Here is a 12,437-nt window from a genome sequence, read left to right on the forward strand (position 1 = left end):
TATCCAGAATGTCAGACCCGTCTGATACGTATTGATACCGCTCCGTAAGTATCAAGTGGAGTTTTCCCGTAAGGAATCCGATATGCAGCCCAGCCCGTACACACCCGGCCAGGTGGCGCGTGAGGTGGTCGGCCGCGCCGAGCAGCTGGCCGAGATCGGGGAGCGGTTGATGTACATGTCTGAGCTCGGTCGGCTGATCGGGCGCATCCGGGTGGACACGGGTCCGCGCGGTGTGGGAAAGACCTCCCTACTGCGTGAGGTCCAGCGTGACGCGGAGGCCCGCGGCGTGGTGACGGTGTGGGTCACCGCCGGGGGAGACGAGCCGCTCATCCAGGCGATCGCCACCCAAATCCGCGCCCGCGTCGCGGGGTGGAAGAAGAAGTCGCGTGGCCGCTTGCTGCGCGCCATCGAGCAGGTGAGCATCACCGCCGGCGTGCCCGGTGTGGCCCAGGTTGGCGCGACCGTCAAACCGACGGCGCCTGCGGCGTCGTTGGCGGAGCCGTCGTTCAAGGAACTGATCGTCGAAACCGTGCGGGCGGCGCGTGATGAGGGGCACCGCGGGCTGGTGCTGCTGATCGACGAAGTCCAGGACGCCGACCGGCAGGGGCTGCGCACCTTGGCGGTCACCTGGCAGGACCTGCAGGCCGAGGCCGACGCCCTGCCTACGGGGGTGTTTGCGGCGGGGCTGCCGCAGACGCCGGAGATCATCAGTGCCGCAGCGACATTTAGTGAACGATTCGCCTATCGCACGTTGCATCGGCTCGGTCCCGACGCGTCCCGGGTGGCGCTCGTCAAGCCCGCCGCAGAGGCCGGGGTTGGCTGGGATCAGGACGCGCTCGATGCGGTTATCGCGCAGACGAACGGCTATCCGCACACCCTGCAGCTCTACGCCGACGCCGCATGGGCGCGCGCCGGATACCCGGACGCGGGCGGTCAGATTCGGGCATCCGATGTCGAGCACGCGGCCCGGCTGGTCGCCGAGGACATGGACGCCCTCTTTCGTGCGCGCTGGAACAACGCGACACCGGTGCAGCGGTTGTTCATGGCGGCGATGGCGCAGTCGCTCACCGACGAGCGGCTGGCCAGCCGGGCCGATATCGCCGCCGTGATGGGCCGGGATTCGCGGGCAATCAGTGCGGCCCGTGCCGGCCTCATCGACAAGGGCTTCATCGACGTCGCGGGCCATGGACTCCTGGAGTTCACCATCCCAGGATTCGCGGAATTCGTTCGCGCACAGGAGGACTAGCTTCCATTGACGCGCAGATTTCTGTCTCGCACACTCGCGAAATGCGTCGAAAACCGTAGTCTCGACGCAGGGGCGAGGCCTGTGGATAACTCGTGCCGTTGTCGGCGGATCTCGCTACCATCGCTGCTATGAACGCGCGCATGGATGACCTCGATGCTCGGGTGTCGGCACTTGAGGCCGAGCGCGCTGACTACAAGGCAGTTCTCTCGGCCGTCAATGCGCTCGGGGCGAACCAGCGGGAGCGCTCCCAGACCCTGCGTGAGCACGGCGAGACGCTCCGCGACCACGGCGAGCGGTTGGTGCGTCTCGAATCCAAGCTCGACGACACCAACACTCGAGTCCGGTCGCTTGAAGACGGTCAGTCCGAAATCAAAGACCTACTCGTGCGCGCCTTGGAGAAGTGAGTGCGCTAGTCGTTGTGTGGCGACTTCTCCCGAACCGCCCCCGAGCGTTCGCACTTGGGATCGAGCTTGACGGGGTGATGGGGGCAGGGCTCGTCATCGCCGGGTTTCCCGAGGGCCGGAATGGTTGTCACCAAGTACGAGGCCAGGGACGCGGTCACCAAAAACTGCCAAGCGATTTGTCGCAGCATCGCGGCGCCTTCCTCTGGGATCTCTTTACTGACAACCCCATTGAAGTTGGCGAGCCGGCCGCGGGCTTCCGATAAGTTGCCAGTTCTTATCGGAAATCAGCCAAGAGTTGAAAGGCCGGGTGCTATCGACTCTTGCGCAGCGGCCCAGGCGTCCACAGCCCACTGTGTACCGTGGTTCCGAGTCGCAGCTGTGCCTCGGTGGCGTCCTTGTAGTACGGCGTGAACTTCTGCAGGGCGCCCCAGTCGCGGAACCAGTCGTTCTGCAGATAGGTCGGTACCGGCGTCGCCTTTAGTAGCAGTTCGGTGATGCCCAGCGGGCCGCCGCCGAGGTAATCCATCACCGGCGAGTTGGCTTCCGCGCCAAAGCGGTCGGGAAGAATGCGCCACTTAGGGATCTCGACGACACCGTTCTTGTGATCGAACGGTCGCTGACACGGGAAGGCGAGTCCAACAAGCCAATCCAGGAATACCGGATCGGAGCCCACGACTTCCTGCAGCGTGCGCAGCGAGGGAACTCGGGGCGGGGTAATCGCTATCCAGTGCTGCGGTGCCAGGTCGTCGTCGGTCGCGAGCAGCCGGATCCGGGTGGCCTCTGTCGGGATGGCATCACGGGACATGCGTAGGTTCCGCCAGGCTGGTGACGGGCCAAGATCGGCAAACGAGATGGCGCCCATGACCTTCCCGTCCTCCCGGGCGAACTGCACCTGGAGCTCGTATGGGTCGAACCGGCCCGCGGCGGCGAGCACTATCAACGGCTTGGTGGCGTCCTTCGGCGGCAACCGATACCACGCCGACTGCAACCGCGCCGCGCGTTGGCTGCCCACCTGGTAGCTGCCCATGACCGGCGTGCTCTCCGGTTTGAGGTCGAAGGGCAGTCGGGCCAACGACCCGTTGACACCGGGGGCGAAGGTCGTGCCGCCCTCGGTACCCTCCTGGCTGCCGTTGGCGTTGTTGCCGCCCTTGTCGCGTTGGACGAAGCTGTCGGAGCTTTGCGGGTTGTTCTCCTCGTCGGCGGAGACGTCCGACGGGATTCCGTTGGGGTTGAACAGGATATTGGTATCGGCGGCTAGTGCCTGCCCGACGGGGGCATCGATGGGTTGCAGCATCCCGGCGTTGGGGCTCTCCTCGACCAAGACGTCGTTGGCCAGTCCGCAGCCGTTTCCGCGCAGCGCGTCGAGGTTGGATCGGCCGACGGACCAGGCAGGGTATTGATTGACCATGCCCGCGGTCAGCGAGAACACCGACCAGATCACGACCAGCCAGGTGCCGACGGCCAAGGGGGATTCGGCTAGGCGTGCGAGCACCGGGTGCATGGGCGTGCGGCCGGGGTGGTCGCGGCCTGTGAAATGTATCCACGCCGCGGCCAAGATGGCGAGGACCGAGAGCCCGAAGAACACGGTGCTGATGCCGAAGTGCCACTGCGGGAAGGAATTTGACCAGGGCACTCCGAAGTTGGAGACGTACCACCAGCCGTTCACACTGGAGAACGACAGGGCGAGGACGAACAGCACGATCGCGGCGTACAGCGTGCGGTTGCGCGGCGAGCGCATCGCCGCCGCGGTCACCGCCACCGCGGCCAACGCGCCCAGCGATCCGGCCAGGCCTGCGAACACGCCGAAGTGGTGCGTCCACTTGGTGGGGGTAAACATGATCGCGACAAACGAGATCAGGGTGATACCGATGATCCGTCGGCTGGGGCCGCTAGCGGTACCGGGAATCTTGTTCTTGCGCAGAGTCATTGCCACGGCCACGCCGAGCGCGATGACCAGCGCCAGCACCGGGAAGCGGCGGGAGATCGCGCCGTCGGTGGTGGGCAGGAACAGGCGCTCGTAGCGGACGTGTTCGTCGAACCAGTTCAGTGACGGGCCGACGGCGGACTTGAGTGCGCTGGCCTGAATCTCCCCGACAAGGGTTTGATCGCGGAAGATGACGATCAGCGTCACCAGGCCCGCGGCCAGGATCGGCGCCAACAGCGCGGCGTAGCCGAATCGCTTGGCGCGCTTGCCCACGATGGTGCGCAAGGGACCGATCGCGACCAGTAGCGCACCGATCGACGCGATGCCCGTCGGCCCGGAGAACAGGGTCAGGGCCCCGATGATGCAGGCGACCGCCGCGGGAAGCAGCCTGTTGGTGGCGATGGACCGCTCGACCGAGCACCAGGTCAACAGAATGCCCACGGCGATGATCGGCTCGGGGCGCAGACCGTTGTTGAACGGCAGCCAGAACGCCAGGAACATCGCCGCCGCGGTCCACGGCACGATCGGGTTGGTGCGGGCCGCATGGCCCAGCCGGGGAATTACCTCGCGGCTGATCACGGCCCAACACAGCACGGCCATCAGCAGGGTGGGCAGCCGCATCCACACGCTGGAGGTGCTGACATGCGCCCAGATGGTCAGCAGGTCGTAGTACCAGCCGAACGGCGCCTCGGGGGTGCCGAACCAGCGGTAGTAATTGGCCATGTAGCCCGAGTGCTCCGCGACCCGGGCCATGGTGAGGATGTAGCCGTCGTCGGAGGTGTTGGCGCCGACAAAATGCCACCACACCAACACCGCGCCGACGAGCATGTCGAGCGGGCGCGGTTTCCACCAGCGCTCGGGCAGGAAGCGCTTATGCCGGCGTCCGTCGGCCGTATCGAGGGTGTGCAGGGCGAGCAGCGAGATGCCGGTCAACACGACACCCAGGATCATCGCGATGAACTTGAGGGCGGTCGGGGAACTGCTGTATCGGGTATCGACGGTTGCGGAGAGTTTCAGGCCCGCCGGAGCGGGACCGGACAAGTCGGTGAAGACGCCGACGATCTGCGGCCGGAAGTCGTACCCGCCGCGTTCCCCGGCGCGCGGCTGCCCGGGTCGGGCGTCCTTGGGCCCCTGGGTGAGGCCGACGAACGTCCCGGTCACCTTGTCTGAGTGCGCGGTCACCTCGAGCCGCTGGCAGTCGGGGCCGATGACGTCGGCGAAGGGTGCCGAGACCACGGGGACATTGCGCACGATCACGACGAGGTCGCCACCGGTGCGCTGGATCAGCATGCCGCGGTCCACCGCGTTGGGGGCCTGCTTGGGCACGGTCGACAGCAGCACGCTGTTGTGGCCGTCCAGCGGCTTGGCTGCGGCGCAGGGCACCGTGATGGTGAGGTCGGTGGCGACGTATCCGATGAGGGGGGCGTTGACGCTGGCGAGGGTGTTGTTTTGGGGCCAGTTCAGCTGTGCGGTGTCCTGCTGGACCGGAAGCAGCGGAGTGGCTATCGCCAGCAGCGCACCGAGGACTCCGGTGACGATCGCGATCAGTCGGGCCTTGCGGTAGTCGCCGTCGCCGCCGCTAGCGACCTCTGGCGTCGCGCTTCCCTGAACCGTCACGGAGGAAGATGTTAGTTGGCTAGCCCCGCGGGACCCGCACAACCAGGACGAAGGGTCCGATGGTGCGCACGGTGAACCGTGGGTCAGCGAACAACTGCTTGCTCAGTGTGACGGTGTATCGCTTCACATTCGGCTGGTTGGGGTAGACGTCCTTGGCAAGCCGCAGGGAATAGTTGTCGCCGGACTGACGCATCAAGAACACGGTCGGAGCCCGCCAGGGCAGTGCGTCCAGCGCACGGACCATCTCGTCGGCGGTGTGCAGGTCTGCCCAGCTCTTGATCGCCGCCGCACGTTTGTCGAACTGCGCGAGGGGGTTCGCGTAGTGCGGGGTGAGTCCCTGGAAGCCGTAGTACGGGTAGAACGCCAGGAAGCTGTAGTCGGCGGTGAGGACCACGGTCTCATCGCGGGGCTTGCCGGTGATCTCGGTGATCGCCTTGTCGATGGCTTGGTAGTGACTTTCCGGGCCGGGCGGACGTCGATCGGCGCGTTGTCCGGTGCCGTCGGTATCGGCGTAGGCGATGACGATGTCCGAGCGCAGCACGTTGGGAATGTCCTGGCTGAACGCCAGCGCACCGGCCAGGCCGACGGCGGCGGCCACGATGGTTGCCGATTTGGCGCGCCCCGACGCCCACGCTGCAACTTCGAAGAAGGCGAATACGCCCGCCGCGGTGAGCAGCACGGTGAGGGTGGGCACCAGCCGGAACGACAGCAGGGTGGTCTGGGCCAGGGTGGCCAGCATGGACAGCAGTGACCACAGGTAGACGGTCGCCACTCCGATCGCGAGCGCCCCGGCGCGTGTCGAATGTCGTGCCCGCACCACCAGCCACACGGTGCCGAGCAGGCACAGGCCGCCGAGCATGGTGGGCTGCAGCATGGGGAAGGACAGTTCCGCGCCGTCATTGGGCAGGTAATGCCATGCCGACGCCGCCTTTTCCAGGGAGGCGTGCGACACCGCAATCAGATAAGGGCCCCAGAACACGAGGGCAATCGCGATGGCGATACCGGCGATAGCGAGCCACCGCAGCAGCGGTTCTTTCATGGAGCGCCAGCCGGCGGTCCGCCAACGGCCTATCGCCACCACCTTGGCGGCGACGGTGATTGCGAGTGCCCCGAAGCCGGTGAGCAACGTGTAGAACAGTGCCGCGAACCCTAGGAAAATACCGACACCGACGACAGCCGCCCACCCGCGGCCGGCGGGTGCGCGCAGCGCGCTGTAGCCCATCACCAGCACCGGGGGCAGCAGGACCGTCACGATCGCGCCGTACGGCTCAGCAGCGGTGTACGCGAGTGTGGTCGCGGCTGTCGCTGTGCTTACCACGAGTGCGTACTCGAAGCGGATCAGCTTGTTCCACAGCACAAATGCCGCGCACACTGCGATCGCCAGGGATGCGATGGCCCACGGCTTGTACATCTCCCAACCCGCGGTCCCGGTGAGTGCCGCGATGCGTCCGCCGAGCCAGAACCAGCCGGCCGGATAGAACGGCGGCATATCCGGGTACGTCATATCGTGCAGCGCCGGTGCGTCAGTCAACCGCGTCAGGTATTCGGTGCGGAACTGCTGATCCACCGAGATCCCGAAGAGATAGAGCTTGGTGGCACCCAGCGGCATGCCGAGGGTCACCACCGTGAACACCGAAAGAAAGAGCAGGGAAAGCACTTTCGCGACGAGTTCACGGCCGCGGCGCCAGACGACACCGGCCAGCACCAGTCCGGCGATGGCGCCGAACTGCCCGACGGTGGTCAGTGCGTGCAGTTGGTTGGAGGAGCCGAAAGCCGGCCACTCCACCCGCGCTATCGCGATGAGCGCGACGACGCTGACCGCGACGGCCATGGCGACGGCGAGCGTCAGGTCCTTGGTGGTGTCCAGCACGTGCCGTCGTGCCGTCAGTGCCATCGGGGCGGCCATCTCGGCGCGATTACACCGGCAATTTACGGAAGATGGGGCGCGGTACGTGGCGCAGCACCGACATCACGAAGCGCCACTGTCCGGGGGCCCAGATCAGCTCCTTGCCCGCCGCGGCCGAGGTCACCACCTGCTCGGCGATCTGCTCCTTGTCGACCGTGAACGGGGCCTCCTTGGCGCCGGTGGCCTGCCAATGCTCGATCGTCGTGGTGGTGCGCACCTGGCCGGGCCGTACCACCAGCACGCGGGCGCCGAACTCGCGCAGCGCCTCTCCGAGACCCAGATAGAAACCGTCGAGGCCGGCCTTGGTGGAGCCGTAGACGAAATTGGAGCGGCGCACTCGTTCGCCGGCGACCGAGGACATCGCGATGATCTGGCCGAAGCCCTGCGCCTTCAGCCGCTGGCCGATGAGCACGCCGACAGAGACGGCGGCGGTGTAGTTGACCTGTGCGCTCAGCACCGCCTTGGCCTGGTCCTGCCACAGCTCTTCGGCGTCTCCGAGGATGCCGAAGGCGACGATCGCGACGTCCACATCGCCCTGCGCCCAGGCGGATTCGATGAGGGCTGGATGGCTCTTGGTGTCGACCGCATCAAACTCTAAGTACTCGACCGACTTGGCGCCCGCGGCCTCGATCTGTGCGATGGCAGCCGCGCGCTTGGGCGCGGCCGGCAGATCGGCCAGGATGACGCGTGCCTTCGCGTTCTTGAGGTAGCGCTCGACGATGGCCAGGCCGATCTCCGAGGTGCCGCCCAACAGCAGGATGGTCTGCGGGTTTCCGGTTGCATCAATCATGGTGTGGCTAAAGCCTTTCTAGAGCAGCTCGAGGCGGCGGGCCATATCTGAGGCGAACACGCCGTGGGGATCGGCCTTGCGTCGGGTGGCAATCCACTCGTCGACGCGCGGGTACATCTTGTGGAACTTCTCCGCGTTCACCCGCGAATCCTTGGCGGTGTAGACCCGACCACCGAACTCCATAGCGCGGTCGTCGAGCTCGTTGAGGAATTCGTTGACACCGGGTTTGTTCGGAAAGTCCATCGCGACGTTCCATCCGGCCATGGGGAAGCTCAGTGGTGCCCTGTTTCCCGAACCGAACAGTTTGAAGACGTTGAGCACGGAATAGTGTCCGCTGGTTTGGATCCACCGGATGATGGCCTTGAATTCTTCCAGCGCGTCAGGTGGCACCAGGAACTGATGCTGAGCGAAACCCGCTGGGCCGTAACCACGATTCCACTCGCCAAGCAGATCGAGCGGATGATAGAACTGCGTGAGGTTTTGCACCTTGTTGGTGTAGGTGCCGCCGCGGCGATAGTAGAGCTCCCCGATGACCATGCAGGACAGCTTGTTCACGCCGCTGATGGGGAAGATGTCGGGAACCGTCATCAGTTGTGGTGCATCGAATTTGAGTGGATTCTTGGCCAACTTCTTGGGCAGTTCGTCCAGTTTGGCCAACCGGCCGCGGGTGATGGCGGCGCGCCCGAGCTTCGGCGCCGGGCTGATCGCGTCGAACCACGCGCTGGAGTAGGTGTAGTTGTCCTCGCTGCCGTCGAGGTGGACTGCGACGGTTTCGTCTAGATCTGCCGTGCCGACGCCGTCGTTGATGAAGTACGCAGTTTCGGTGCGCGTCATGGCAATACGGGCACGGACGATGATGCCGGTCAACCCGTTGCCGCCGACTGTGGCCCAGAACAGCGCTGCATCTTTGTCATCGGGGCTGCCTGAAGGCGTGAGGGTGCGTACTTCACCGTCGGCCATCAGCAGGTCCATGGACAGCACGTGATTGCCGAAGCTGCCCGCGCTGTGGTGGTTTTTGCCATGGATATCCGAGCCGATGGCGCCGCCGATGGTGACCTGTCGGGTGCCCGGCAGCACCGGAACCCACAGGCCGAACGGCAGCGCTGCCTTCATGAGTTGGTCGAGGCTCACCCCGCCGTCCACGTCGGCCACGCCGGTATCGGCGCTGATCGAATGCACGGTGTTCACCGCGGTCATGTCGACGACGATGCCGCCGCCGTTCTGTGCGTGATCACCGTAGGAGCGGCCCAGGCCGCGCGCGACGATGCCACGGCGCAGATACGCGGGACTGTTGGAGTTGGCGTCGGCGACCCGACGCACGGCCTCGGCGATGACGTCCACATCGGGCGTCGACAACACGTGGGCGACTGTGGGTGCGGTGCGGCCGAACCCGGTCAGTGCGCGCGGGGTCAGGGGAAGGTCAGTAGACATATCAGTGAAAAAGCGTACTTGAGCCGCTCAGCGCATCCGGAAAATCACGGCGCGCTGGACGATGAAGTTGATGACAGTCGCGGTGCCCTGCGCGATCACGAAGGCGACGAGTACCGCCGTCTTGGTGTAGTCCAGCAGGCCCAGGAAGAGATGATTGAGACCCACCTGGACGATGAACGTGGTTAGGTACAGCGCCCACACTGCGATCAAACGCGCAGTACTGGGCGGTGCCTGGAAGGTCCACCGCCGGTTGATCAGGTAGGCGGTGGTGGTGCCGGCGATGAAGCCGACGGCCTTGGCCAGGTCCGGCTGTACGTCGAGGGTCTTGTAGAGCAGCACGTACAACCCGAAGTCGACGACAGCGGAGAGCCCGCCGGTGATGACGAACCGGACGGCTTGAGTGGTCAGCGGCAGCTGCGCTGGGCTCGGCGCTGGGCCAGATTCGGGGGCATCCTGCACGCGGCAGAGCCTATGCCAGGTCGCGTCGCCCATCTGGTGACCGGGGTAGTCCAGAGGTTCCTGCGCGGTGTTCGTTGCGCAGGTAGGGTCGATCTCTGAATTGCTGGATTGCTGGAACATCGACGCGTGAGGGACAGCTATGACGACTCCGGAGCACGGAAAGCACGAACGGGCCGAAGGCGAGGGTGTTGATCCGCTGATCGACCTGTCGCGCGATCCGAACCCCGGTGTCGCCGATCACGCCAAGGATGACGAGTAAGCCCATCCGTTTCCGCCGAGTGTGAGCGCCAGCGCTCGCACTCGGCGTTTTTCGCACACTGAGGCTCACACTCGCTGCGAGACGAAGGCCTCGACCTCGCGGATCATGAGCTCGGGTTGGTCCTCGCTGACAAATGCGTAGCTGTCAGGGACTTCCACGAGCCGGGCATCGGGCAGTAGCTGTACCCAGCGCTCCGCGTGGGCGAAGGGGAAGAACGGCAGCTTGCGTGGCCAGAGCAGTAGCACCGGCTTCTGAAAGCCGCGCAGCGTTTCCGCTGCGCCCAGGGTGTCGTGGTAGTCGATCCGGCTCAGGAAAGCACGCACATCGCGCCGCACAGCCTTGTCCTGCAACAGAGGCTGTACCCACTCGCGCAGCACCTCGTCGGGAATCGAGTGTTTGGCAAGGGTGTTTCCGAGCGCACGTCGCGCCAGCTTCAGCCTGAACGGGCGCAGCACGAAGTCGGTGCCGGGCATGCGCGCCCAGTACTGGAAGATGCGAATCGACATCGGCAGGAAGTTGTCGAAGGAATCGCAGGGTGTCAGCACCACACGGCCGACGCGGTCGCAGCCGTCCGCGAGTAGCAGCTGGGTGATGGCACCGCCGGTGTCGGTGGCCACCACGGTGACGTCGTCGAGCTCGAGGCTTTCGATGAGCTCGCGGATCAGCCCGGCCACCGCGCGCGGGCTGAGTTCCGCGCCCGGGTTCATCGGAGTCTTATGCGCACCGAGGGGCAGATCCGGCGCGATGCAGCGAAATCGCTCGCTCAGTGGATCGATGACCTTCCGCCACATGGTGCCGGTGACGAAGAGCCCGTGCACGAAGACGATCGGTGGACCTTCCCCGCTATCGCGGTAGTGAATAGGGCCGGCGGAGGACTGGAAAGTAGGCATGCGTCGACGATCGCCCTGATCTGCTGCCATTACGAGGCATGGCACTGCCAGACGGTGCCACTACTCGGCCTACAGGCCCGTCGCCTCCAGCACACCGCACAGCGCGTCGACGGCAGGCACGAAACCGTGATCGGCGGGAGTGCCGAAGCTGATCACCACCCCGTCCGGATCGGGTACCTGCACTCCGGCGAGAGGGTGACGCAACCGCGACAGCCCGGCCAACCCGACGCCTGCCTCGCCGGCTCGGTACAGCACATCGGGTTCGGCCCCGTCGGGCAGCGTCAGCAGCAGGTGTAGTCCGGCCGATACTCCTCGGATGCCGACGTTGTAGTGCGACAGACGCTCGACGAGTAGGTCGCGCCGCCGCCGATAACGCGTGCGCATGCGCCGGATATGCCGGTCGTAGAGTCCGTTGGCGATGAAGTCCGCCATGGTCAGCTGCGAGATCACGTCCACGTACCACTGCCCGCCTCCGGCGGCCGCCACCGCCGCGTCCACCAGGTCGGGCGGCAGCACCATCCACCCCAGCCGCAGCACGGGCGTCAGGCTCTTGCTCGCCGAACCCAGATACACGACGCGGTCCGGATCCAGGCTCTGTAGCGCGCCGACGGGCTGACGGTCGTACCGGAACTCGCCGTCGTAGTCGTCCTCCAGCACGTAGGAGTCGGTGCGGCGGGCCCAGTCCACCACCGCGGTGCGCCGCGCCGGGTGCAGCGGCAGTCCATGCGGGAAGTGGTGGGCGGGGGTTACCAGTGCGGCGCGGACACTGAGAGTGTCGAGGTCGTTCACGACGGCCCCCTCGTCATCGAAGCCCATTGGGGTGCTGGAGCCGCCCGCCGCTTCGATGCAATCGCGAAAGATGAAGAGCCCGTAGGCTTCCACGGCGATTGGCTGAGCCAGTCCGTACATCCGGGTCAAGATTTCCACGGCGTGCCGGGTGCCCGCGCAGATGACCACCGAATCCGGGGTGGTCCGCACACCCCGCACCCGCCCCACGTATTCGGCTACGGCGGAGCGTAATTCGAGACGTCCGCGCGGATCGCCGGCCCGCAGTGCCTCGTTGGGTGCGTTGCTCAGTGCGCGGCGTACGGAGGTGAGCCAGTCCGTGCGGGGGAAGGCCGTGACGTCCCCGGATCCGGGCATGAGGTTGTGCGGTGGGGTCGAGCCCGCCCCGCGTGGCCGCGGTGGCTGTTGGTCTTGGCCGCGGTTGACCACCCGCGTTCCCGATCCTTGCCGTGATTCAAGCCAGCCCTCAGCGACGAGTTCCGCATACGACTCGGCGACGGTGTTCCGCGCCAGACCCAGATCGCCGGCCAAGGTTCGTGACGGCGGCAGCATCGCGCCGACCGCCAGTCGCCCCGAGCGGACGGCATCGCGAAGCGCTGCGGTCAGCAGGTCGCGTACGCCACGGGCGCCCGGGGTGATGGTGCCGCGCAGGTCGAGGTGCAGATCGTGGCTGAGGGGCCGCGGTTCTGCCGTTCCCGAATTGGCCCATGAACTCATGCCTGGAT

10 protein-coding genes are annotated in these 12,437 nt (G+C 65.9%); 2 read left to right on the forward strand and 8 right to left on the reverse strand.

All coding sequences use genetic code 11. The annotated features are described in order from the left end of the window. The first annotated feature begins 82 nt into the window (after window positions 1-82). Window positions 83-1,246, forward strand: coding sequence for an ATP-binding protein (locus FZI91_RS17575; protein WP_155940348.1), 1,164 nt, complete (start codon window positions 83-85; stop codon window positions 1,244-1,246). A gap of 128 nt (window positions 1,247-1,374) precedes the next feature. Beyond that, window positions 1,375-1,650, forward strand: coding sequence for a hypothetical protein (locus tag FZI91_RS17580; protein ID WP_155940349.1), 276 nt, complete (start codon window positions 1,375-1,377; stop codon window positions 1,648-1,650). 5 nt (window positions 1,651-1,655) lie between these two features. On the opposite strand, the gene FZI91_RS17585 is transcribed toward FZI91_RS17580, so the two are convergent. The 8 genes from FZI91_RS17585 to FZI91_RS17620 all read right to left on the reverse strand — a co-directional run bounded on the left by FZI91_RS17585 (window position 1,656) and on the right by FZI91_RS17620 (window position 12,429). Continuing rightward, window positions 1,656-1,838 carry a hypothetical protein gene (locus FZI91_RS17585; protein WP_155940350.1) on the reverse strand — a complete coding sequence of 61 codons (183 nt, stop codon included), beginning with the start codon at window positions 1,836-1,838 and terminating at the stop codon, window positions 1,656-1,658. 122 nt (window positions 1,839-1,960) lie between these two features. After that, window positions 1,961-5,191 carry an arabinosyltransferase domain-containing protein gene (locus FZI91_RS17590; RefSeq protein ID WP_162526164.1) on the reverse strand — a complete coding sequence of 1,077 codons (3,231 nt, stop codon included), beginning with the start codon at window positions 5,189-5,191 and terminating at the stop codon, window positions 1,961-1,963. Between the two features lie 19 nt (window positions 5,192-5,210). Next, the gene (locus FZI91_RS17595; RefSeq protein WP_155940352.1) at window positions 5,211-7,097 is read right to left on the reverse strand and encodes a galactan 5-O-arabinofuranosyltransferase; all 1,887 of its coding nucleotides are present in this window, start codon (window positions 7,095-7,097) and stop codon (window positions 5,211-5,213) included. Between the two features lie 10 nt (window positions 7,098-7,107). After that, window positions 7,108-7,887 carry a decaprenylphospho-beta-D-erythro-pentofuranosid-2-ulose 2-reductase gene (locus FZI91_RS17600; RefSeq protein WP_155940353.1) on the reverse strand — a complete coding sequence of 260 codons (780 nt, stop codon included), beginning with the start codon at window positions 7,885-7,887 and terminating at the stop codon, window positions 7,108-7,110. An 18-nt stretch (window positions 7,888-7,905) separates the two neighbouring features. Further along, on the reverse strand, window positions 7,906-9,318 hold the full coding sequence (locus FZI91_RS17605; RefSeq protein ID WP_155940354.1) for an FAD-binding oxidoreductase: 1,413 nt from the start codon (window positions 9,316-9,318) through the stop codon (window positions 7,906-7,908). Window positions 9,319-9,345: 27 nt separating this feature from the next. Beyond that, window positions 9,346-9,810 (reverse strand): GtrA family protein, encoded by a 465-nt coding sequence (locus FZI91_RS17610; RefSeq protein ID WP_155940355.1) that lies wholly within the window; start codon window positions 9,808-9,810, stop codon window positions 9,346-9,348. 291 nt (window positions 9,811-10,101) lie between these two features. Beyond that, window positions 10,102-10,956, reverse strand: a complete 855-nt coding sequence (locus FZI91_RS17615) for an alpha/beta fold hydrolase (RefSeq protein ID WP_162526163.1) — start codon at window positions 10,954-10,956, stop codon at window positions 10,102-10,104. 39 nt (window positions 10,957-10,995) lie between these two features. Continuing rightward, entirely contained in the window at window positions 10,996-12,429 is a 1,434-nt protein-coding gene (locus FZI91_RS17620; protein WP_155940357.1) for a PLP-dependent aminotransferase family protein, read from the reverse strand. Window positions 12,430-12,437 lie beyond the last annotated feature (8 nt).

It is taken from the genome of Mycobacteroides sp. CBMA 271 (assembly GCF_009729205.1).
In the GTDB taxonomy this organism is placed as follows: Bacteria; Actinomycetota; Actinomycetes; order Mycobacteriales; family Mycobacteriaceae; genus Mycobacterium.